Below are 22,369 nucleotides of genomic sequence, written 5' to 3' on the forward strand. Positions count from 1 at the left end.
CGCGGGTTCGAGTCCCGTCCGCTCCGCCACTTTAGTACATAAAATTTCTCTTCTGAGTATTTATCTTAAATAGCCTTCTACTCTAATTTTTATTAGCATATCTGATTTTTTGTTCCCAAGCGCTTAGCCCTTGATAGCATTTGCCTAACACCTAACACCTAACACCTAACACCTAACACCTAACACCTAACACCTAACACCTAACACCTAACACCTAACACCTAACACCTAACACCTAACACCTAACACCTAACACCTAACACCTTCGGTCAAATTTGGGTATAAAAAAAGCCCCGCATCAGGCAGGGCTTAAATTGCGTAGTAAACTATCAGGCAGCTTTTGACGATTTCTTTTTGCCGCTATCCAGCAAACTCTTGTCTGCCATCAATTCAACACTGTCAAAATCATCTACATTGATGGTGCGAAGACGTTCTGTCTCGGCACGTTTCAACAGTTCTGCTTCCTGTTCAGTCAGCACTCCGAGCGCCAGACCTCGTTCAGCAACTTTGTCTAACTGCATAAAGGGCAGACGTTCGTTAGCTGCTTTACAAACTTTGTCGTACAGAGGCTCTGAGGCAAGAATATCGTCCAGCGCCTGCTCCAGCATGCCAAATGGATTACTCTCCTCACGGCTAAGGTATTGGCCTTTACCCAAACGATCACGGCTGTCACAAGGAGTTTGCAGAATTTGGGCAATCTGATGATCCAGCTTATCTGAAGGTCTGCTGTAGCGCTTACCAAAAGGCATGACAATCAATTTTAGGGCCTTACCCAGCACTTTTGACGGGAAGTTCTCCAACAACTCTTCAATAGCCACCTCAGTGCGGAACAAACTATCCTGCATCGCCCAGTGTACTAGTGGTAAGTCAGCTTTCTGGCGGCCTTCATCGTCATAGCGTTTCAGTACTGCGGTGGCTAAGTACAAATAACTGAGAATGTCACCCAAACGAGCAGATAAACGCTCACGACGCTTTAGCTCACCGCCAAGCACACCCATGGCAACATCAGACAAGAAGGCCAGATTGGTGGCGTAGCGTTCAATAGACTGGTAGTAGCCTTTGGTTTCGTCTTTGAACGGAGCACCAGCCAGACGTGCACCGGTAAGCGCAAACCAGAAGCTGCGTACTTTATTACTGATGGTGAAGCCGATATGTCCGAACAGGGCATCATCGAATTCATCCAGTGCCTGCTTTGGATCTTCATTGGCTGCGGCATACAGTTCTTTGAGCACATAAGGGTGACAGCGCATAGCACCTTGACCGAATATCATCATATTACGGGTCAGGATGTTGGCGCCTTCTACCGTGATAGCGATAGGCGCACCCTGATATCCACGGCCAATATAGTTGTTGGGTCCCAGTACAATACCTTTACCACCATGCACATCCATGGAGTCAATCACGACCTGGCGCATTTTCTCGGTCAGGTGATATTTACAGATGGCGGAAATCACCGAAGGCTTTTCGCCCATATCCAGTGCTTTGGTGGTCATGGATGTGACGGCGTCCATTAAATAGGCATTGCCACCGATACGGCCAAGCATTTCCTCGACCCCTTCCATCTTGCCAACGGGCAGTTTGAACTGGCGACGAATGCGGGCATAAGCACCGGTAGCCAGAGCAACGGACTTAGTACCGCCAGCCGAGTTAGAGGGCAGGGTAATACAGCGACCCACCGACAGACACTCAACCAGCATACGCCAGCCTTGACCAGCCATTTTGGGGCCGCCAATAATGAAGTCCAACGGAACGAACAGGTCCTTACCACGTACGGGGCCATTCTGGAATGGAATGTTCAGCGGGAAATGACGGCGGCCAATATCCAAACCTTCTAAATCGGCTGGAATAAGTGCACAGGTAATACCTAAGTCTTTTTCATCGCCCAGTAAACCGTCAGGATCTTGCAGCTTAAATGCCAACCCTACAATGGTCGCTACCGGGGCCAGAGTGATATAGCGCTTATTGAATGTCAGTCGCATACCTAGCATTTCTTCACCTTGCCAAGTTCCTTTGCAGACAATGCCTACATCAGGAATGGCTCCAGCGTCAGAACCGGCTTCGGGGCTTGTCAGAGCAAAGCAGGGGATTTCCTCACCTCTTGCGAGCCTTGGTAAATAATGCTCTTTTTGCTCTTGCGTACCATAGTGCTGCAGTAATTCACCTGGGCCTAGTGAGTTAGGTACACCTACGGTAGAGGCTAACACAATGCCTGAGCCGGATAGCTTCTGCAAAACACGTGATTGTGCATAGGCTGAAAATTGTAGGCCGCCATATTCTTTTTTAATGATCATGGCGAAGAACTTATTGTCCTTGAGGTATTGCCATAATTCAGGAGGAAGATCGGCGCGCTTGTGGTTAATCTCCCATTCATCAGCCATGCGGCAGGCTTCTTCAACTGGGCCGTCCAAGAAGGCTTGCTCTTCGGCAGACAAACGTGCGGCAGGGACAGCATGCAGCTTTTGCCAATCCGGCTTACCACTGAAAATCTCGCCATCCCACCATACCGTTCCTGCATCAATGGCTTCCTGCTCGGTACGAGACATTTCCGGCATGATCTTGCGATAGATCTTCAGAAAAGGTGCACTGAGATATTGCTTACGAATACTGCTGATATTTAATGGCAGTGCAATCAACAGAAACACCAACCAGGCTAGTTGACCAACTTGACCTGCAATACTGCCAACCGCTAATACAGCGGCAATCAGCAGTGTGGATACGTTTAATTTTAATCGCCAGTAACTGGCAGCCCCGAGGGCAGCAATGACCAAAACCAGCCAAAGAAGACTTTGCATGATAACTCCGAAAATAAGAGGTCAGACCAGATGTTAGGAGAAAATAGGCGGAACAGCGCAAAAAATCAAGTGGCGTCGGTGTATTTTGCGCTGGAATGTTGGACTTTGCATGCGTAATAGCCCTTGCTGACGGGGCTAGAGCTAACTTGGATTACGTGAGAAATGGGTTAGTTGAATATCAGCCTGTTCATCGCCATCTTTGAACTGCTGCAAACGTACCATTTGGTAATCAAGGCTGGGGGCGAACCAAACAAAGGTTTCCCGGCTGCTGCCTTCGCGGACTTTCTCTATCTTGATACAGTCTAGTTCGCCGTAAGGGAGTAGCAGGGTTTCCTGTCCGATGACTCTGAATTTCTGCTGGCGCAACTCACCCCGGTCATTGACTGTGTCATAGACAAAATTGTTTTCACCTTCAGCCAGTCTTTTTCTTACATCAAGCTGATAGAGCTGATTATCTATTTCACCTTGCCAGGGCAGTGTTTCTTTGTCGTTGACCTTAATTTGCTTATTGGTGCTGTCAAACTGCAGGCTGAGGCCTTTGTCCTTGCCCGTGCCGGTGCGAGCAAAACGGTATTTGTAGGGAATGATGTGCTGTTCTTGTAACCTGAAAAGGCTTTGTTCAGTACGAACATCGCTCAGGAACAAAAACGACGCTTCGGAGTGGTATTCCAGTTTATATTGATTGCGCCCCAAATGGGTTAGGGTTTGACGGGCATGCCCTACATTTATGCCACTGCGACTGGCTTTGTATTGGGCATCAAAAGGAAGTAAGTCGTAAGCGAGCAGGGACTGCGAAAACAACAATCCCAACCCGATAAGCGCGCTAATCGGCCGCATAGCCTTCGGTCGGTACCAATTTGTCGTCGAGCAAAACCTGACCATTTTCCATCCTTAATCTGTCTTGGCAGAACCACTTTACGACCAATGGATAGAGTTGAAGTTCCTGCTCGCGTACCCTGGATGACAAGTCTTCCTCATTGTCATCAGCAAATACAGGTACCTTAGACTGTATAACCACAGGTCCACCATCTAGCTCAGGCGTAACAAAATGCACAGTGGCACCATGCTCCCTATCACCCGCTTCGATAGCGCGTTTGTGGGTATGTAAGCCTTTGTACTTGGGCAACAGCGAAGGATGGATATTCAACATCCGCCCCAAATAATGTTGCACAAATCCTTCACTGAGAATGCGCATAAAACCGGCTAGTACCACCAGATCCGGCTGGTAACCGTCGATTAGCTGCATGAGCGCCTGATCGTAACTTTCCCTGTCAGCAAAGTCTTTATGGCTTAGTACATGTGCAGGTACATCGGCCTTTTTAGCCCGTTCCAGGCCGAATGCATCGGCCTGGTTAGAGATAACCGCGCTGACCTGACCTTCAATACGTCCTTCCTGGATACTATCCAGAATGGACTGAAGGTTGGTGCCGCTACCTGAAATTAAAACAACAATGGACTTCATGGATTAACGAATCTCGACCTGATTGTCATCCTGAGTATCTTCTACCTTACCTAATAACCAGGCATTCTCGCCTTCGGCATTCAGCAGGGCAACAGCTTGGTCGGCTTTATCAGCAGGAACGGCAATGACCAGACCGACACCACAGTTAAAGGTGCGATACATTTCGTGTTGGGTCACATTACCTTGCTGTTGCATCCAAGTGAAGATCGCTGGCCATTGCCAACTGCTGCCATCAATCACGGCTTTGGTGTTTTTTGGTAAGACCCGCGGAATGTTCTCCCAGAAACCACCACCGGTGATATGCGAGATAGCATGAACAGGTAAGGCTTCAATCAGCTTTAATACCGGTTTCACATAAATGCGGGTTGGCTCAAGCAGATGGTCGATAATGGCTTTACCTTCAAGTTGCTCAGCCGTGTCGGCCTTGCTGACTTCAAGGATTTTACGTACCAGAGAAAATCCATTGGAATGCGGGCCAGAAGAAGCAACAGCGATAAGCGCATCACCGGCACTGACTTTGCTACCGTCAATCAGATCTTCTTCTTCAACTACACCCACACAGAAGCCAGCAATATCATAATCATCGCCATGATACATGCCTGGCATTTCTGCTGTCTCGCCACCAATCAATGCACAGCCTGACAATTCGCAGCCTTTGCCGATACCGGTAACAACGTCAGCAGCAGTGTCGACATTCAATTTGCCGGTAGCATAGTAGTCCAGGAAAAACAGCGGCTCTGCACCTTGTACAATCAGGTCGTTGACACACATGGCGACTAAATCGATACCCACGCCATCATGACGGTTGTGATCCATAGCTAAGCGAAGTTTAGTACCGACACCGTCTGTACCCGATACCAGTAAAGGCTTACGGTATTTCTGCGGGATGGCACAAAGGGCGCCGAATCCACCGAGTCCACCCCGTACTTCCGGGCGCTGGGTTTTCTTGGTCACGCTCTTGATGCGTTCCACAAGCTGGTTACCAGCATCAATATCTACACCAGCATCTTTATAACTCAGGGAGGGTTTGGATTCGCTCACAATGGACCTCAAAATTAATGGCGGGAAAAAATTTGCTGCGGATTTTATCAGTTTACGCCTGCTTTGGGTACAAGCTTTGTGCGCTGAGCTGTGAACAAAAGGCGGCAAAGAAAAGATGAAATTTGTCGCTTTTTCAATAACAATAGCGCCTTTATGGAATTAGGACATCAAGGCATGAAGAAGGTTTGGTGGCTTTGGGCAGGTTGTTTGTTTTGGGTTGCTCTGACAGTCCAGGCTGCCTTGGTTCCCAATCTGTATGACGCCCGTGTACCTATTGCGCAGCAATCCCCCAAAGCACAGCAGCAGGCCAGCAGAGAAGCGTTGCGCCAGGTGTTGGTTAAGGTGCGTGGCAATAGGGATATACTCGACAGTCAGCCCATCAGGAATAAACTCGCCAGCGCGGAGAGTTTTATCAGCCAATACCGCTTTGATACGTTGGAAGGGCAGAGTTATTTTGTTGCCACTTTTGATAACCAGCGTATTGATGAACTCATTCGCTCTGCAGGATTCCCAATCTGGGGCAGTCGTCGTCCGTCCAGTCTGATTTGGTTGGCGGTGGAAAACCCAGAAAATGGTGAGCGTAATATTGTATCTGAGCAGTCTCTTTCTCCCTACCGGCAGCAAGTGTTGGCCGCCGCAGAGGCCCGAGGTGTCGCGATTAATTTACCCTTAATGGATATAGATGATGTAGTCAGGGTGGGGGTATACGACGTATGGGGACGTTTCATCGATTCTATGGTTGATGCCAGCAGTCGCTACCAGGTGGAGAGTGTTGTGCTTGCCCGCGTCTATCCAAGACGAGCTGAAGCACCAGCTCAGGAAGAGGAAATGTTAGCAGAGGGGCAAGAAGCACAAGAGTTCGGATGGCAGCTAGATTGGAATTTTGCCTTAGGCGCCGAACGAGATAGCGGCAGTTTACAAGGCCTGTCTGCAGAAGCTCTGTTACAGGACTTTATCGATCAGCATGCCGACAACCTGTCTGCCCGCTATGCTATTCATAATGATGTTGAGCAGCAGGGCAACATCGTCTATTTGCAGTTTAACAATATTAATGATCTGAGCCTTTATGCCCAGGTCAGTAAATTGTTGTCCAGTTTGTCTGTGGTATCGCAGGTTAGTCTGGAGCAACAGAACAACAGTATCAGTACTTTTGCGGTGAGGTTGTTGGGTACTGAGCAGGATTTGCTCAATGCCATCAGCCTGGAACGCCATTTCCAGCGTCAATTGGATGAATTCGGTCAGCCCGTTGAGAGCTTGCAGTTTAACTGGGTACCTTGATGAGCAAGCAGCTGTTCTTGCCATTGCAATTACCTGACGATGAAGTCTTTGACAGCTTTATTGCCGGAGCTAATCAGCAGGTGGTAAGCCATCTGCAAGACTGGCTGAATGGCAAAAATTCGACGCCCTTTTTAACCTATATCAGTGGTGATTCAGGTACAGGGAAAAGTCATCTTCAATACAGCTTGTGCAGTGAGGCCGCTACCCTTGGCCTAACGTGTGCCTACGTTGGGTTTAAAAATTTAACTGACTTGCATCCGGATTTGTTAGCCGATCTGGAACAGGTGTCTGTTATTTGTCTGGATGATGTGCATTTACTGGAAGGTCATCCTCAATGGCAGACTGCCGTTTTTGATCTGATTAATAGAGTGCGTGAACGTGGCCGGAGTCGCTTATTGGTCAGTGGCTTACAGGGACCCGCGCAACTACCTTTGGCCCTGGCAGACTTACGCTCCAGATTAAGCTGGGGAGTCAGTTTTCACCTTCGTCCTTTGGACGATGAAGGCCGGGTAGAGGCGCTACGTGGCCGAGCGCACCGGCGCGGCATGGGCATGCCCCTGGAAGTCGCTCGCTTTCTCCTTAATCATTGTCACCGGGATATGCCAGCATTGTTGGCGGTGCTAGACCGTCTGGATGCCACCAGTTTGCAGGAAAAACACCGTCTAACTATTCCCTTCGTTAAAAAAGTCTTGGGCCTTTAGAACTTCTCCAACTAAATGGTGTGGGTCTGTCCACTGGCTTTCTGACTTGTGATTCCCGTGCATTGCTGGCAGCTTTGTCCTGAGCGACAGCGGCAGGAACCAGGGTGTCTTTCCAGGCATCGCCTGGTGGTAACAAAAGCGGTGTTGGCATCGTCTCTCTAGCCTCAGGAATGTTCAGGTGAGGCAGTATGTTTTATACCGCATAATTCACCCGGGGCTGGATATTAGTCAGATTGTGGCGACTGCGCTGTCCCCAGGTAATTTGCCCTTGCGGGTTATCCACTCAACCAACTACGGCAGTGATGGCGCGTAGCAGCTTTAGCATATCGGCGGTCAGCGCTGGTTCCGATTCGTCAAGATAGCGTTTAAAATTGTCGCCCATCCAATCATGAACCACAATCGGGCGCGCTAATACCCGCTGAATATATGGGTTTTCATGTTCGCTGCCAAGCCAAGGGAGACGTGAAAATGGGCAGGCGCCGGCGATAGGAACATCAAACGCCAATACCTGACTTTTGGGGCGGGTCATGCTTACAGAAGGCCCTGAAATCTGCTTCCATCGCAGATTTTTAAGCGCTCCTTCAGCAGACAACAATAAGGCCACCGACTGACCGACCTCTGCGCTTTGTGGGTCTTGTATGCTGGTACTTGCGCTATTGGAAGGAGGAAGGCTGTTATCACCATTGGCACTTTCGCTTCCACCGCCACCACAGGCGCTTAATAAAAACAGGCCGCAATAGCTTAACCAGTAGCGCCTAGTTCTTCCTTATTGATTATTTTCCTTGAGCTTTTTTAGTCCAAGCCCAAGTTCGCGTCCACGTAGTCTGGCAAAAAAACTGCAGCCGATAAATGCCAATGATGCCAATACCACTTCAATAGCTGCATACCCATATTCCTGTTCCAGAGCATACACGCCGGTTAGGCCGTGAAGTAGGTAAAACATCAGGATGAAGTTGGCCCATGCATGGGTGTAGGGCTTGCCTTCCAACAAACCAGGTAGAGGCAGAAGTAGGGGAAGGACCCACATCAGGAACAGGAATAGCCAGGAATATTGCCCCTCACTGGTTAACACAAAGTGCCACAGGATGCTGAATCCCAGCAAACCCAGGTAGGAACTTAATGCCAGGATACGAAAAAAACGGGTGTTCGAATTCAATGCTTAATCTCTCAATTTAATGGCCAACTGACTCAGACGCTTGCCTTGCGCCACACAAAGGACTTGTTCCGCCTGACTCAACTGATTTTGGTTATCCAGTCCTGCGTAGTGTGATGGTCCATATGGGGTGCCACCGCTTTGTGTACTGTTCAGTTCGGCAACGGTATAAGGAGTACCCACAATTAGCATGCCGTGATGTAAAAGCGGCACCATCATGGTCAGCAGTGTGGACTCTTGCCCACCGTGCAAGCTGCCGCTGGAGGTAAATACACAGGCTGGTTTTCCTGCTAACTCACCATTTAGCCAAAGTGAAGAGGTGCCGTCCCAGAAATATTTCATGGCCGCGGCCATATTACCAAAACGAGTCGGACTACCCAGCGCCAGCGCACCGCAATGACGAAGATCATCTAAGCTCGCGTAGGGGTCGCCGCTTTGCGGCACGGCCGCACGTTGCTCCAGTCCGTTGTGTACAGGGGCGACCGTGCGCACCCGGGCTTCCAGTCCACCTTGCTCAATACCTTGAGCAATTTTGTAGGCTAGATTCTGGGTGCTGCCGCCCTGGCTGTAATAAAGCACCAAAGCATAGGGTGAGAAGCTATTCAACTTATAACAGCTCCAACACAGATTCTGGCGGTCGACCAATTCGCGCGCCGGTGTCAGTGACCACAACCGGGCGTTCCAGCAAAATAGGGTGGGCAACTATCGCCGCACGCAGGTCATCTTCGCTTACAGTCTCTGCGCCTAGTTGCAGCTCTTTATAGATATCCTCCTTAGTGCGCATCATCTCGCGAATATCCGTGATGGCCAGTTTCTGTTGCAGTTCTGCCAATTCTGTTGCGGACAATGGGGCCTTAAGATATTCCACCACTTCTACATTCAATCCTCTGTCTTGCAACAGCTGTAAGGTCTGGCGGCTTTTGGAGCATCTGGGGTTATGCAGTATACGAATTTGTGACATGCTAGCAGGGTACATTGCTTAATAATGCTGGATATTCTACCCAGACCAACCCAAGGAGGACAGTCGTTTGCCACAAAAAGCCCTGATTTTGGTCCTGGCAATGCTAGCCATGCTGGCAGGTGTAGGGAGTTTTTATTGGTTAAAGGCTGACTTTCATACCCTGGATGGGGATGAGCACCGCTGGCGTGATTTGCAAGGTCAGTATGTGGTGATCAACTATTTTGCTGAATGGTGTGCCCCTTGTCTGCGTGAACTGCCAGAGCTAAATCGCTTTAATCAGATGATTACTGCAATGCCGGTCAGGCTCTATGGTGTGAGTTTCGATGCCTTGTCGGAAGAGGATTTGGGGCAACTGGCCAAAAAGTATGAGATTGCTTTTCCGCTTATATTAACCGAGCCGGTGCCGGCTCTGCCGCTTGAACGTCCGCAAAGTCTGCCAGCTACCTTTATTGTTGGCCCAGATGGCAAATTAATTAAGCAGTTAATGGGGGAGCAGCATGCAGACGATTTGTTGGCTTTGGTTCAAGCGCTGCAACAGCGTGAGGCCGTAAATTAGCCTCACGCATTAAGCTTTCTAAAGGTTTCTAAGTCGTGTGTCCGCATCCCGCATTTGCTCTATTCTGGCGCGGATCCGTTGCTTTTCCAGGGTGCTGTCAGCAGTAAAATTATAGGCGGTTTGCAGCTCGTCAATGGCGCGAGGGTAGGCGGCGATCAGCGCATAGACTTCCGCTTTGGCCTGATGCATTTCCAACATCTGCCGGCTTTCCCCATAGGCTTCACTAAGTAGCTGATAAGACAGCAAGTGCTCTGGATTAATCAGCAGGTAGTCCTTAATAATTCTTACCGCTTCATTATGCTGGCCATCTTTAATCATGGCATTGGCCAGGTTCAAGGCCAGAACCCGATTCCTGGGTTGCTTCAGGCTGTGTTCGGTGAGAACTTCCACCGCCTCGTGGTGGCGCTTTTGCGCGAGTGCGATATCGGTAAAGGTATCAAGATAGAACAGGTTTTCCGGATCATCTTGCAATAACCTGTCAATAATAGGTTTGGCCTTATCAGGTTGTTCGGTATCCAATAAGGTCAATGCTAAGCCATATTGCGCCGCCTTTTTTATAACCGGATGTTCAGCGTTATCCAGCATGGCTTGAAAATAGCTGCTATCGTAGGTGCGAATACCGGTATAACGGGCCTGGATCCTGGCCTTGATTAAGTGAAACGACAAGCTCGGTCCCACCTGAATCCTGGGATAGATGGCTTGTCTGGCTCTGGCGTCGGCAATCCGGCTTTCGGGTAAGGGGTGTGTTAGTAAAAAAGCCGGTGGTTTTGACTGGTGACGATATTTAGCGGCTAGTTTACCGAAAAAGGTTGCGGCAGCGCTGGGGTCGTAGCCTGCATGGGCCAGCGTTTCAATACCTACACGGTCGGCCTCTTTTTCATTGCTACGAGTATAGTTTATGGACGCTTGAGCACCCGCTGCCTGGCTGGCGCTGATTGCCGCTATCCCGGCTTCCGGGTCTGCCATAGCCAGTAATACACCCCCCAACATGGACACCAGTTGCAGTGGTGATGTTTTTTGGCGCGACTCGATACTGCGGGCTAGGTGCCGCTGGGTTACGTGGGCGATTTCGTGTGCTACTACCGAAGCAAGTTCACTTTCATTGTCTGCTTCAACAATCAGACCGGTGTGGATACCAATGTGGCCGCCATAAAACGCAAAGGCATTGATATCGTTGTTGCCGATGGGGAAAAATTTAAACGGAAACTTAGCGTTATCAGACTGTGCGACCAGGCGGTTACCTAAGTCTTGGATATACTCTTCCAACAGAGGGTCGTTGATGATTGGTGCTCGTCCACGCAATTGGCGCATCAGGGCTTCGCCAACTAACAATTCCTTATCAATACTGATGGCATTTGATGCAACCACACCAATTTCAGGTAGTTCATTCTTGTCATTGTTCAATCGTGCCTGCGCAAACACCAAGGCAGGCAAAAGACATAGACACAGAACGATACTTCTTCGCATAGTTTCCATTACTCACAACAACCGGGATGGATTGGATAGGTGAACTCGACTATTAGTTCCCTTGTAGGCACTCATTGCCCATGACCTAACTATAACTGTTTTCGTGCCTTTATGACCATGGCGGCAACGTTATCAGGTGACTTTATGCCGATGAACAGTCGAAAAGTGCCTTGATGTCTTGTTTACTTCTGTTGCTTGGTGATGAATTAGCCTTTTGTCTTATATGCAAGTTAGCGAGAGTGCGTATTGTTGTATGGGGCTGATTTCGCGTTTGTGCTATTTAGGGTGAATTATCCACAGGAGAGGATAAATATCTGTGTCTATGATTGATCCTATCCTGCTAAGCGGAGGATAATCAGCTTCTTGGTAATATGGTGTTCACCATGTTGAATCAGCCAGCCAACCCCGACTCGTTCGTCAAGGATCCTGAATGTTAGAGCAGTTCAACCTTTGGTATAAGCGTAAGTTCTCAGATCCCGCCAGTGCAACACTGTTGGTGATGGTGATCGTGGCCTTTACAGTACTGATTTTCTGGGGCGCTATGTTGGCGCCAGTACTGGTAGCCATTGTTATCGCTTATGTCCTGGAGTGGCCGGTAAGTAAGTTAGATAAATATGGAATGGGACGAACCTGGGCGGTGAGCCTGGTCTTGATGCTATTTATCAGTCTGACCATTCTTTGTTTAGTGGCATTGGTGCCGGTGGTTTGGCAGCAAGGGGTTAATCTGTTGACCGAAATGCCGCTGATTTGGTCAAAAGCACAATCCTGGTTACTGACGCTGCCTGATGCCTACCCAGGTTTACTGGCCAAACAAGACATAGACAATGCGCTTGCGGGCGTAAATGACAGAGTAGTGGGGCTGGGTAAAGATATTCTTTCAGCCTCCTTAAGTTCCATCGTGAGCCTGGTAGCCTTGATGATCTACTTTATTCTGGTGCCACTCATGGTGTTTTTTATCCTCAAAGACAGAAGAGAGCTGCTGACCAATATTGCTGGCATTATGCCCAAAGACAGGCGCCTGCTGAAACAGGTTGGACGGGAAATGAACGTACAGATCGTTAACTATATTCGCGGCAAAGTAATGGAAATACTGATTGTCGGTACCGTTTCCACTATTACCTTTGCCTTTATGGATCTGCGTTATTCGTTATTGTTAGGCGTCTTAGTTGGTTTCTCTGTGCTGATTCCCTATATCGGTGCCGCGGTAGTGACATTTCCCGTAGCGGCTGTAGCCTTGTTCCAATGGGGACTGACACCGGATTTCTGGTACCTGATGATAGCCTACGGGATTATTCAGGCATTGGACGGTAATCTGTTGGTGCCATTACTCTTCTCTGAGGCCGTTAGTCTGCATCCGGTTTATATCATTATTGCTGTATTGTTCTTTGGCGGTTTGTGGGGATTTTGGGGTGTGTTCTTTGCCATTCCTCTGGCAACGCTGGTGAAGGCGGTATTTAAAGCCTGGACGGAAAACAGTTTGCCTCGCTCCCTGCCAGATCAGGTTTAATCTGGCGCAAAACAAAAAAGGGCCATTGGCCCTTTTTTGTTATTCTGGATACTCACTTAGCTTGCCAGATAATCCAGCACGACCTCGTGATGATCCTTGGTTTTGAATTTATCAAAAACCTTTTCTACCTGACCTTGCTCATCAATCAGAAAACTGATGCGGTGGATGCCGTCAAACTCCCGGCCCATAAACTTCTTTGGTCCCCATACGCCGAAGGCGTCGGCAACAGCGTGATCCTCATCTGATAATAGGGTGAAGTTTAAACCTTCTTTCTCAATGAATTTGGGCAGGCGTTTAACCGGATCAGGGCTGATACCTAAAACTACGACATTGTGTTTATCCAGCGCATTTTTGCTGTCGCGCAAACATTGTGCCTGTACAGTACAGCCTGGTGTCATGGCTTTGGGATAAAAATAAACCAACACTTTTTTACCACGCAGTTCTGACAACGATACCGGGTTTCCGTCTTGGTCCGGGAGTGTGAATGTGGGAGCGGCCTGGCCGGCCTCAACTCTGTTCATATGCACCTCAGTGTTTTTTGATGGTTCCTTGCAGATTTAATTCATTCAGCTTGTGAGCAAACTCAGCTTCCAGCTTACCTAAATCTGTTTCATTGGACATGCTCACCACCATTTTACATTGCACCATTTCCAGTCCACTTTGTGGATCGGTATAGGTTTGTTGGCGAAATGCAGTAACGGTAATGTCCAGGCTGTCGAAAAATGCAGTGATTTCCTTAATTACACCAAGAAAATCGACACCCGACACCTCAACGTCGGCCAGATAGGCGATGTCCTGGCGCAGGTGTTGCTTTGTTCGCTTCATCATTGACAGCAACTCGTGCTGTTGACATACCTGAGGGATCTGCAGCTCGGCTTTGATAATGGCGCTTTGCGTGCCTTCCAATATCATAGTTAGCGAAAAGTCCTGCCCGTACACAGCCTGACGGCTGTCCAGTATATTGCAATTACAGGCGCCCACGGTGGCAGCCAGGGTACTCAGTATGCCGATCTTGTCCGTTCCCAGAATGGTCACGATAAGTTGATGTTTCATATGAGTTGTTACGGTATTTAAAGGCCCGGAAGTCTACCACAATCACACCAGGTTTAAATATCCATTATGGTCGTAGTTGGTTGTATCAAGGGGTGTAAATTTGCCGCTTACTCGCCTAATTGGCGCTTGTGTTTGGCGGGTTACCTCATTACCATTAGGCGCTTAATTTTCCGGGGAGCAAGAATGTTCAGAGGCAGTATTGTAGCGCTGGTCACACCGATGACCGAAACGGGCGAAATTCACTATCCATCCCTGCAGCAGCTTGTCGAGTTCCATGTTAAAGCCGGCACAGCTGGATTGGTTGCGGTTGGAACAACAGGTGAGTCCGCAACACTGCCCATTGAAGAGCATATCCACGTGGTTAAAAAAGTGGTGGAATATGCTGCTGGCCGCATACCGGTTATTTCCGGCAGTGGTGCTAACTCTACCGACGAAGCCATTGAACTGAGCCAAGCCTCTGCTAAGGTGGGCGCTGATGGTCTGTTAAGTGTTGTACCTTATTACAATAAGCCTCAGCAGCGCGGTTTAATTGCCCACTTTGAGAAAGTTGCTGACGCCTGTGAATTACCCCTTCTTCTGTATAATGTGCCCAGCCGCACTGTTACCGATATGTTGCCTGAAACGGTAGCAGCCTTGTCTGCACATCCGCGCATTGTTGGGCTTAAAGATGCTACCGGTGACCTCAACCGTTTACGTCAGATGCAGGCCATCTTACCTGATGATTTTGTGCTGCTCAGCGGTGACGATGCCACGGGGTGCGAATTTATGCTGGCGGGTGGACATGGCGTTATTTCCGTAACCGCCAACGTTGTGCCGGATCGCATGGCTAAGCTATGTGCAGCAGCGACCAGTGGTCAGGCCGAACTGGCCAGAGAGATAGATGCAGGTATTGCCAAGTTGCATGATGCATTATTCATCGAGCCAAACCCGGTTATGCCTAAGTGGGTGTTGTACAAAATGGGGCTGATTCCCAGTTCAACATTGCGTCTGCCTATGGTGGAAGCGGAACTCATCCACCAAAATGCTATCGAACAAGTCATGCGTGAAGTTGGCTTGTTACCCTAAGGAGTGCCGATGTTTCGAATTTCTCTGCTGACGATTGTACTTGCAGCGAGTCTGGGGGGCTGTTCTACCTCTCAGGAAAGACGTGTTGCCAATGGTAACTTCGATTATGTTCAGGAGCAGCAGAGGGGAAGTCTGCAGATTCCCGAAGGTTTGGCTACTCCTAATCGGGGTAAAGACTATGAGATTCCTAAGTTAGGCGAGAATGCCCCAAGGGAGCTGGTTGGTGAGCGTCTGGAAGTCTTATCGCCGGCCTTGGTACTGCCGCTCGTTACCGGTTCCCATGTGGAAGAAGGGCAGCGTAACGCCAGTATTTATTTTGATCAGGTTGACGATTCAGTCGCGCTGGATACCTCGGTGTGGAACAGTTTAATCAGCTACCTGGAAGAGCAGGGCATCGGTGTTGAGGATTTCAATAAAGAAGAAGGTCGGTTGGTAACGGACTGGATGTTGATGACCGAAGAACTGGACTCAGGTTGGTTCGATTGGACCAGTACCGAGCGCAGCGTGGGTCGTCGCTTCGAATTCATTTTAGATGTCAAACCTCATGGACGCACCGCCATCCTGAATGTCGAGCTTAAAGACTATATGGAAACTATTGGTGAGCAGGTCCGGTCAGCGGCTGATTTGGATGCAGAATCTCGTCGTCGTAACGAAGTTGATGTGCTCAACAAGGTTATCAATCACTATGAAACCCAACTGAAAATTGCTGATGCCAAGCGAATCCGTCAGATCCGTCAGGGGATGGGCATGGAGCTAGGTTTTAACGCTGATGGCGACCCGGCTTTTGTGGTTGAGGGAGACTATGAACTGACCTGGACTCGTCTGCAGTTAGTGCTGCGTAAGTTGGGTTTCAATGTCAAAGATCTGGACAAGTCCAATGGCCTGCTGTTCGTGTCCTATGAGGGACCTGAAGACAGCTGGTGGGACAGACTGTGGAGCAGTAATGAAGGTCTGCCCATGGACAGGGAAGACTATCGTCTGAAGGTGGCAAAAATGGGTGGCAAGACCTCCATTACCCTGATGGATGATGAAAGTAATCCTCTGAGTGCAGATTTGCTCACCAACATCTATGCCTCATTCTCACAAACTATGTCTGCCAGTAATCTGGATATTTAACTTAAGAGATTTAAACGATGGAAAAGCGCGCCGAACTATACCGCGGTAAAGCCAAGACTGTTTATGCTACTGACGATGCCGATCGCCTGGTACTGCATTTTCGCAATGATACCTCGGCATTTGATGGTGAGAAAATTGAACAACTTGATCGCAAAGGCATGATCAACAATAAGTTCAATCATTTCATCATGTCTAAGTTGGAAGCCGCAGGCGTCCCTACACAAGTTGAAGCACTGCTGTCTGATACGGAATCTCTGGTTAAAAAACTGGATATGGTACCGGTAGAGTGTGTGGTGCGTAACCTCGCTGCTGGTTCGTTGTGCCGTCGTTTGGGTATTGAAGAAGGTAAAGAGCTGAATCCGCCTACCTTTGAGTTTTTCCTGAAAAACGATGCTTTGCACGATCCTATGGTCAACGAGTCACACATTCGTACTTTTGGTTGGGCCGATGATGCCACCGTGGCCCGTATGAAAGAACTGACCTTCAAGGTGAACGACGTACTTAAGGCCTTGTTTGATGAAGCGGGCATGTTGCTGGTGGATTACAAACTGGAGTTTGGTTTGTTCAACGGTGAAGTGGTGTTGGGTGATGAGATTACACCTGACGGTTGCCGTTTGTGGGATAAAGAAACTCGCAAGAAACTGGACAAAGACAGATTCCGTCAGGGATTGGGCGGCGTTGTTGAAGCCTATGAAGAAGTGGCTCAGCGTTTGGGTGTTGCACTCTAATCTGCTTAGGTCGATAGAAAAAACCTGCCAACGGCAGGTTTTTTTATGTCTCAGCAGACGCTTTTAGCGTTTTGCACGTCGGCCCAGGCCCAGGCCGCCAAGTGCCAGCCACCACCAAGCCAGGCTGCCGCCACCGCCGCCACCTGTGTTTCCTGATGTTGGTGGGGTAGTTTGGTTGATAACCTTAAGTGTCAGGGTGGCGCTGTCGGTCAGTCCGGCGGGATCTGTTGCCGTGACGCTAAATACCAGATCCGTGTCGGCGTTGACCGTGGGTAAGGTCAGGCTAGGCTGCAGTGGATTACTGGTATTGAGTGTGACGGTTGGACCAGCGGATTGTGTCCATACAATGTTCAATTCATCATTATTGGGATCACTGATTTGCGCGGTTATCACAAATGTCGTGCCTTCATTGGCTGACAAAACAGCTTGCTTGTTGTTGTTAATCAGTACGCTGGGCGCGCCTTCCACTTGCAGATCTGTTGTCAGGGGTGCACGCTCTTGTTTGGTATAACTATTACCAACAATACTTGAATCAACCGTGACCTGAACCGGTCCAGCCGCTAAATTCTCATTGGCCGTGGCACTAAACTGCAGACGTACATTGTTACTGGTTGCGCTTTGTTGGTTGCGCTGCCATCGTATTGTTTGCCCGTCTATCTGTGCGCCTGAGCTGGCTGAGCCATCTACCAGAGCAAGGCCAACAGGCAAATTGACCGTTAACTGATACAAGCGATCCTCGTGACTCTGATTAGCGTCAATGTCGATATAGAAACGTGAGGTTTCCCCATCTGCCAGACGGCCCTGACGTTCGCTAGTTAAACGTACATCATCTGCGACACGTGCAAAATCCACCCGTATCTGGCCTAAATCGCCAGCCAAGGGGCCACCACTGCTAAGTTCAATCACGCCATAGCGGGTGTCGCCCTGTGGTATATCCAGATTCCAATTAAGCAAAGCATTAAATGCTTCACGGGTTTGTACGCTATCTGGTACCTGCGCGCCGAATTGGCTGATAGCTTGATTGCTCACTATGTTGCTATCTATCTGATAGGTATCGCTATCAGCTGACGAGCCTTGCCAATTGTGCACTAACAGCCAGTATGTCCCGGCTTCCGGCTCCACTAGGTCGATAAGCTCGTAAGCAGATTCGGTACTGGCACTGGTCAGCAATTCTGACTCCTGTGCAATGCCATCACCGTTGCTGTCAATGCCTATCCACAAGTCCAGATCTGTAGCTGTGGTTTGTGTGACTTCCAGTCGCAATCGTTTGCTGCCTGGTGCTACTGAAAAGTTATGCTGCACAACTCCGTCGGACAGGTCGTCAAATAGGTCGTCGTTGTCACTGTCCTGCTTAACCGTACCGGCCAGGGTTTGGGAAGGACTAAAGCCAAAGGCTTGTGCAGACAAACTGTTAGTGCCGAGGGTTTGCAAGTCTTTCACCAGTAAACTGTCAGCATCACGCTTGGCGTCAATATAAATATGGCTGGGCAGTTGCCCGGAAGCCGGGCGCACCGCTACTGGCATGTTCAGAGTTTGTTCTGGTCCGCTGATCACTACGTTGGCAAATTGCCATTGTCTTGATAGCGCATTAGATGCATTTACCCTGATAGTAACGGTTTGTGATTGTCCGGCATTTAAACTGAACTGCTCAGGAGTAAATTGTGCGGTCAAGGAACCACTGGTATCAGCAAAATCTAATTGCCAGCTACCAGAGCGGGTCGCGGTAAAAGTGCGTGTCCACTGGCAGCTACCGAAGCAGTTCTGATTCGCTAATGATGGCAGGTTTAAACTAGATGGCGTACCCCCAGAAGCTGGATTTGCGGCTCTATATTGCGCCATACTGATATCCATAATCAGTTCGCTCTGCACGGCTTTGGCCACATCTATCATGCCGGAACCCATGTCAAAGTAACTGGATGGGGTGGTGCCATTTTCCTTAAAGGTTCGCTGATTCGCTGTCAGCATCAGTGCCGACTGGATTTGGGCCGCACTCCAACTTGGATTGGCTTGCTTGAGCAAGGCTGCTGCGCCCGCCACATGAGGAGAGGCCATTGAAGTGCCGTCCAGAAAGGCATAATCAGCGGGATCCGGTGTTTCTTTAAAACCACTAGGTTGGTCGTCGGCGTAGGCAGCCCAAATTTCGACGCCTGGGGCCGCTACGCTTGGTGTGATCACATCCAGCAGTTGATTGTTTGGACCGCGTGAAGTGAAATCAGCAGCGATATTCGCCAGCTCGGGATCTGAGGTTACCTGACTGGCGGTAATAGTCGCCCTGTGGTTTGACCCGCTGGCCAGCCAGGTTTTCAGTTGAGTGGCATCCTGGGCAACTATTTGTATGGCAGGAAGCACGTGATTATCGGCCACCAGATTGCTGTCGCCACCCGGAATATTCGCCAGCACAAAGCCACCAGCACCGCCGGCCTTAACATGTCGTCCTTTATCTACCCTGGCAATATCGCCCCGGTCACAAACCACAATCTGGCCACTGAAGGTTCCTGCCGGGAAGGGTGCAAGACACTGTCCGCTGTCACCGCTAGTATCGTTTGGATTGGTAAAATCTCCGGCATACACAATAGGCGCCGAGATGCTGCCGGTTTTGGACTCTCCGCTCATGGAGGAGAGAGAAGTGTTGCCGCCGCTGAAGTTGGTTAGTGATTTATTGCTGTAACTTCTGTCATGGGTATAAGCGCCCACGGTAATAACCCATGGGGCCGCAGCATTAGAAGAGGCGGTTTCGTTATTCGGTCCGTCGTTACCGGCCGAGTTAACCACCACAATACCAGCTTCACGTGCACTTAAAAATGCCGTGCCCTTGGCGCCTTGCCATGGAGAACTGGCACCGGCTCCAATGGAGTGATTCAGTACGTCAACACCATCGATAATAGCTTGGTCCACTGCTCGCAGGACCAAGTCAGTCGGACAGCCGAAGAAGTTGACCGCGTCGTCTTCTCCGGGGTAACAAACCTGATAACTGATAATGTTGGCGTGGGGGGCGACACCGGACATCTGGGGAAACACAAAGTCGGGCGTTGGGTCACCATCTACATCAAGCAACGGCACATTTTTTAGCACATTGCCGGCGGCTGTTGAGGCAACATGTGAACCGTGACCATTGTGATCCTCGCCGGTTTTTGGGGTACCTGGCGCATAGTCGTCGTATTGACCGGTAATTTCGGTATAGCTGTATACGCCAACCAGTTTGTCATTACAAAGCTGTGGCCTTGTACGACAATCACCTTTATATACGCCGCTGCCATAGGGGTTAACATGGTTATAACCATCGCCGCCTATATCGGCAAAAGACGGATGATCTGTGTTGATACCGGTATCAATAATACCCATCACTATACCTTCACCTTGCGCGGCTAATACCCCAGGTTGTCCCTGCCATACCTGGTCGGCACCTATCCATCTCGGTCCCGAATCTGTGTGTAAAGGTTCGATTTTGACTCTTTCAATGCTTTTTACACTGGTTGATTTGGCTAATTTGGCCGCTTGCTGCTGGCTCATGGTCATCACCATGGCATTGATGGCATGTTGAAATTGCTGTGATACATCAGTCACGCCAAGCTGCTTGGCTTGCTGTTGCAACTGCTTTTGCTGCTGTTGCAAATAGCCGCGATACCTTTTCACTGCATTGTTATCTGAACCACGCTGACGGTTTATTCCCTGCAGCGCAATACTGCCTTTATGGGTCGCGGCGTAACCAGCAATTTCACCCTGATAAAGGGCGATAGGGGCGTCCTGCAGCTGCACGATATAACGGTAACTGCCGGCGGCAAGCGTTGGTTCCTTAACAAATTTCCCTGAAACGGACGGGGTATCTTCACTACCTTTGGCCGCAGTCAGGGAGGGGATTGAAGTGCCGGAGAATGCCAGCAAGGTTAGTATTGATAGCTTTGATAGGGCAAAGCGCATAAAAGTCTCCAAGGCTCTTCCTGAGAATAGGGTTTTATCATTTATTTGCAGACTATCGGTGTAACCTAAAAGAATGCAACTGCATTTTCCCATAGCATCGTTCAGGTCGGTTTATTTGTCGAAATAGTCAGCAGTATAAACTTTACATCGAGAAGTAGATTTGACCGCTTTTTGTATTAGGCATGTTCATCACCTGTAGATACTTTGTAAAAATTAGTTGATTTATCCTTTCTGAGTAGGGGACTTTGGGATATTCATATCTGCCTTTCTCTCGCAGTTCCCTTAAAAAGCAACGCCTTGCTAGCAAACCTCTACTAGTATATTGCCAACTTAATAATAAAAACCGGGGCTGGTACCCGGCTAACGACAGAACCCTAAGGCAAAGTATGAAGGACAGAAATCATCTTTCTGATGTCAGTCTTACCCACAAGGTCAGTGTTATCGACAAAGGCCTGGTTGACATCCCCATGTTGCAGATCCTGCAGCCCGACGGTACACCTCATGCAGATGCACAGTTGCCGGAGTTGGATCAGGACGCCGTATTGAAAATTTACCGCACTATGCGTTTTATCCGGGTTTTGGATGAACGTATGGTGGCCGCCCAGCGTCAGGGACGGATTAGTTTTTATCTGGCCAGTACTGGCGAAGAGGCTGCCAGCGTTGCCAGTGCGGCGGCGCTTGAGCCTCAGGACATGATCATGTCCCAGTATCGTGAGCAGGGTGCCCTGGCATATCGTGGCTACAGCACTGAAGCCTTTATGAACCAGATGTTTAGCAATGAGAAGGATCCCAATAAAGGCCGTCAGATGCCGATTCACTATGGTGACAAAGCGCTGAACTTTATGACTATCTCCTCGCCCCTAGGTACCCAAATTCCGCAGGCCTCCGGTTACGCCTATGGCCAGAAAATGGCTGGGCAGCCAGCCGTGACTATTTGCTACTTTGGTGAAGGAGCTGCATCAGAAGGGGATTTCCATGCCGGTTTGAATATGGCAGCCGTGCTGCACTGCCCGGTGATTTTCTTCTGTCGCAATAACGGCTATGCCATTTCAACCCCTGCCGAAGAACAGTTCGCCGGTGACGGTATTGCCTCCCGTGGGCTAGGATACGGGATTAAGACTATCCGGGTTGACGGTAACGACGCTTTTGCCGTGTATGCCGCCACCAAACAGGCGCGTGAAATCGCCCTGGCAGAAAATTGCCCGGTCCTGATTGAGGCTATGTCGTACCGTTTGGCTGCCCATTCCACCTCTGATGATCCGACCGGCTATCGCTCTAAAGATGAAGAAGCCCGCTGGCAGGCCAAAGATCCCATACAGCGTTTGGGCAACTGGCTATTGAGCAAAGGCTGGCTCGACGAAGAGCAGGACGGTAAAGACGTTGAGCAAATGCGTCAGGATGTGCTGAATGAGCTTAAACGTGTAGAGAAAGTGCCGGTCTGTGCTATCGACGACATTATTGAAGATGTTTATGACACGCCGCCCTGGCATTTAAAAGAACAGCTAGATGAACTCAAGCAACATATCAGTCAATATCCGGATGCTTATCCGAAGACCTCAGGGAGGCTATAA

At 49.4% G+C, this 22,369-nt stretch carries 20 protein-coding genes; 8 read left to right on the plus strand and 12 right to left on the minus strand.

The genetic code is table 11. From position 1 onward, the window contains the following. Positions 1-329 precede the first annotated feature (329 nt). From fadE to purM, 4 genes are all read right to left on the minus strand, one after another. Positions 330-2,792: an acyl-CoA dehydrogenase FadE gene (gene fadE / locus J0A65_RS14575; RefSeq protein ID WP_206595049.1), complete on the minus strand. Its 2,463-nt coding sequence runs from the start codon at positions 2,790-2,792 to the stop codon at positions 330-332. 141 nt (positions 2,793-2,933) lie between these two features. After that, positions 2,934-3,629, minus strand: coding sequence for a DUF3108 domain-containing protein (locus J0A65_RS14580; RefSeq protein WP_206595050.1), 696 nt, complete (start codon positions 3,627-3,629; stop codon positions 2,934-2,936). Continuing rightward, the gene (gene purN / locus J0A65_RS14585) at positions 3,616-4,254 is read right to left on the minus strand and encodes a phosphoribosylglycinamide formyltransferase (RefSeq protein WP_206595051.1); all 639 of its coding nucleotides are present in this window, start codon (positions 4,252-4,254) and stop codon (positions 3,616-3,618) included. Before purN ends, J0A65_RS14580 begins: the two co-directional genes overlap by 14 nt. Before the next feature lie 3 nt (positions 4,255-4,257). After that, a complete protein-coding gene (gene purM / locus J0A65_RS14590; protein WP_206595052.1) occupies positions 4,258-5,295 on the minus strand; it encodes a phosphoribosylformylglycinamidine cyclo-ligase in 1,038 nt (345 codons plus the stop codon). Positions 5,296-5,469: 174 nt separating this feature from the next. On the opposite strand from purM, the gene J0A65_RS14595 reads away from it, so the two are divergent. Beyond that, positions 5,470-6,573 carry a DUF2066 domain-containing protein gene (locus tag J0A65_RS14595; RefSeq protein ID WP_206595053.1) on the plus strand — a complete coding sequence of 368 codons (1,104 nt, stop codon included), beginning with the start codon at positions 5,470-5,472 and terminating at the stop codon, positions 6,571-6,573. Next, positions 6,573-7,274, plus strand: coding sequence for a DnaA regulatory inactivator Hda (gene hda / locus J0A65_RS14600; protein WP_206595054.1), 702 nt, complete (start codon positions 6,573-6,575; stop codon positions 7,272-7,274). Before J0A65_RS14595 ends, hda begins: the two co-directional genes overlap by 1 nt. A 283-nt stretch (positions 7,275-7,557) precedes the next feature. Here hda and J0A65_RS14605 read toward each other — a convergent pair whose 3' ends face one another. From J0A65_RS14605 to arsC, 4 genes are all read right to left on the minus strand, one after another. Further along, complete coding sequence (locus tag J0A65_RS14605; RefSeq protein WP_206595055.1) at positions 7,558-7,869, minus strand: hypothetical protein; 312 nt, start codon at positions 7,867-7,869, stop codon at positions 7,558-7,560. Positions 7,870-8,040: 171 nt separating this feature from the next. Further along, positions 8,041-8,430: a DUF2069 domain-containing protein gene (locus J0A65_RS14610; protein ID WP_206595056.1), complete on the minus strand. Its 390-nt coding sequence runs from the start codon at positions 8,428-8,430 to the stop codon at positions 8,041-8,043. A 3-nt stretch (positions 8,431-8,433) separates the two neighbouring features. Further along, positions 8,434-9,033, minus strand: coding sequence for an NAD(P)H:quinone oxidoreductase (gene wrbA, locus J0A65_RS14615; RefSeq protein ID WP_206595057.1), 600 nt, complete (start codon positions 9,031-9,033; stop codon positions 8,434-8,436). A gap of 1 nt (position 9,034) precedes the next feature. Then, complete coding sequence (arsC, locus tag J0A65_RS14620; protein ID WP_206595058.1) at positions 9,035-9,388, minus strand: arsenate reductase (glutaredoxin); 354 nt, start codon at positions 9,386-9,388, stop codon at positions 9,035-9,037. Positions 9,389-9,455: 67 nt separating this feature from the next. Between arsC and J0A65_RS14625 the strand changes: the two genes are divergently transcribed. Next, positions 9,456-9,944 (plus strand): TlpA family protein disulfide reductase, encoded by a 489-nt coding sequence (locus J0A65_RS14625; protein WP_206595059.1) that lies wholly within the window; start codon positions 9,456-9,458, stop codon positions 9,942-9,944. Between the two features lie 18 nt (positions 9,945-9,962). Here the strand turns inward: J0A65_RS14625 and bepA are convergent, their stop codons facing one another. After that, entirely contained in the window at positions 9,963-11,411 is a 1,449-nt protein-coding gene (gene bepA, locus J0A65_RS14630; protein ID WP_232848707.1) for a beta-barrel assembly-enhancing protease, read from the minus strand. Between the two features lie 430 nt (positions 11,412-11,841). Here bepA and J0A65_RS14635 point away from each other — a divergent pair, with 430 nt between their 5' ends. Further along, positions 11,842-12,918 (plus strand): AI-2E family transporter, encoded by a 1,077-nt coding sequence (locus tag J0A65_RS14635; RefSeq protein ID WP_206595061.1) that lies wholly within the window; start codon positions 11,842-11,844, stop codon positions 12,916-12,918. 56 nt (positions 12,919-12,974) lie between these two features. Here J0A65_RS14635 and bcp read toward each other — a convergent pair whose 3' ends face one another. Together bcp and J0A65_RS14645 are read right to left on the minus strand one after the other, a co-directional pair. Then, the gene (gene bcp, locus J0A65_RS14640) at positions 12,975-13,439 is read right to left on the minus strand and encodes a thioredoxin-dependent thiol peroxidase (RefSeq protein ID WP_206595062.1); all 465 of its coding nucleotides are present in this window, start codon (positions 13,437-13,439) and stop codon (positions 12,975-12,977) included. 7 nt (positions 13,440-13,446) lie between these two features. Then, positions 13,447-13,971 carry a glycine cleavage system transcriptional repressor gene (locus J0A65_RS14645; protein ID WP_206595063.1) on the minus strand — a complete coding sequence of 175 codons (525 nt, stop codon included), beginning with the start codon at positions 13,969-13,971 and terminating at the stop codon, positions 13,447-13,449. Positions 13,972-14,154: 183 nt separating this feature from the next. Between J0A65_RS14645 and dapA the strand changes: the two genes are divergently transcribed. The 3 genes from dapA to purC are packed head-to-tail and all read left to right on the plus strand — an operon-like array spanning position 14,155 to position 16,880. Further along, positions 14,155-15,036, plus strand: a complete 882-nt coding sequence (dapA, locus tag J0A65_RS14650; protein ID WP_206595064.1) for a 4-hydroxy-tetrahydrodipicolinate synthase — start codon at positions 14,155-14,157, stop codon at positions 15,034-15,036. 9 nt (positions 15,037-15,045) lie between these two features. Beyond that, the gene (gene bamC / locus J0A65_RS14655) at positions 15,046-16,152 is read left to right on the plus strand and encodes an outer membrane protein assembly factor BamC (RefSeq protein ID WP_206595065.1); all 1,107 of its coding nucleotides are present in this window, start codon (positions 15,046-15,048) and stop codon (positions 16,150-16,152) included. A gap of 17 nt (positions 16,153-16,169) precedes the next feature. Beyond that, positions 16,170-16,880, plus strand: a complete 711-nt coding sequence (purC, locus tag J0A65_RS14660) for a phosphoribosylaminoimidazolesuccinocarboxamide synthase (protein WP_206595066.1) — start codon at positions 16,170-16,172, stop codon at positions 16,878-16,880. 63 nt (positions 16,881-16,943) lie between these two features. On the opposite strand, the gene J0A65_RS27695 is transcribed toward purC, so the two are convergent. After that, entirely contained in the window at positions 16,944-20,798 is a 3,855-nt protein-coding gene (locus tag J0A65_RS27695; protein WP_269814674.1) for a S8 family serine peptidase, read from the minus strand. Positions 20,799-21,184: 386 nt separating this feature from the next. On the opposite strand from J0A65_RS27695, the gene J0A65_RS14670 reads away from it, so the two are divergent. Next, entirely contained in the window at positions 21,185-22,369 is a 1,185-nt protein-coding gene (locus J0A65_RS14670; protein WP_206595067.1) for a thiamine pyrophosphate-dependent dehydrogenase E1 component subunit alpha, read from the plus strand.

This window comes from Bowmanella yangjiangensis, assembly GCF_017255015.1.
Classification (GTDB): domain Bacteria; phylum Pseudomonadota; class Gammaproteobacteria; order Enterobacterales; family Alteromonadaceae; genus Bowmanella; species Bowmanella yangjiangensis.

Excerpts from the sequence above, each read along its gene's own strand:
- fadE (WP_206595049.1), bottom strand. The coding sequence starts at position 2,792 with ATGCAAAGTCTTCTTTGGCTGGTTTTGGTCATTGCTGCCCTCGGGGCT.
- J0A65_RS14580 (WP_206595050.1), bottom strand. The coding sequence starts at position 3,629 with ATGCGGCCGATTAGCGCGCTTATCGGGTTGGGATTGTTGTTTTCGCAG.
- purN (WP_206595051.1), bottom strand. The coding sequence starts at position 4,254 with ATGAAGTCCATTGTTGTTTTAATTTCAGGTAGCGGCACCAACCTTCAG.
- J0A65_RS14595 (WP_206595053.1), top strand. The coding sequence starts at position 5,470 with ATGAAGAAGGTTTGGTGGCTTTGGGCAGGTTGTTTGTTTTGGGTTGCT.
- hda (WP_206595054.1), top strand. The coding sequence starts at position 6,573 with ATGAGCAAGCAGCTGTTCTTGCCATTGCAATTACCTGACGATGAAGTC.
- arsC (WP_206595058.1), bottom strand. The coding sequence starts at position 9,388 with ATGTCACAAATTCGTATACTGCATAACCCCAGATGCTCCAAAAGCCGC.
- bepA (WP_232848707.1), bottom strand. The coding sequence starts at position 11,411 with ATGCGAAGAAGTATCGTTCTGTGTCTATGTCTTTTGCCTGCCTTGGTG.
- J0A65_RS14635 (WP_206595061.1), top strand. The coding sequence starts at position 11,842 with ATGTTAGAGCAGTTCAACCTTTGGTATAAGCGTAAGTTCTCAGATCCC.
- bcp (WP_206595062.1), bottom strand. The coding sequence starts at position 13,439 with ATGAACAGAGTTGAGGCCGGCCAGGCCGCTCCCACATTCACACTCCCG.
- J0A65_RS14645 (WP_206595063.1), bottom strand. The coding sequence starts at position 13,971 with ATGAAACATCAACTTATCGTGACCATTCTGGGAACGGACAAGATCGGC.
- dapA (WP_206595064.1), top strand. The coding sequence starts at position 14,155 with ATGTTCAGAGGCAGTATTGTAGCGCTGGTCACACCGATGACCGAAACG.
- bamC (WP_206595065.1), top strand. The coding sequence starts at position 15,046 with ATGTTTCGAATTTCTCTGCTGACGATTGTACTTGCAGCGAGTCTGGGG.
- purC (WP_206595066.1), top strand. The coding sequence starts at position 16,170 with ATGGAAAAGCGCGCCGAACTATACCGCGGTAAAGCCAAGACTGTTTAT.
- J0A65_RS27695 (WP_269814674.1), bottom strand. The coding sequence starts at position 20,798 with ATGCGCTTTGCCCTATCAAAGCTATCAATACTAACCTTGCTGGCATTC.
- J0A65_RS14670 (WP_206595067.1), top strand. The coding sequence starts at position 21,185 with ATGAAGGACAGAAATCATCTTTCTGATGTCAGTCTTACCCACAAGGTC.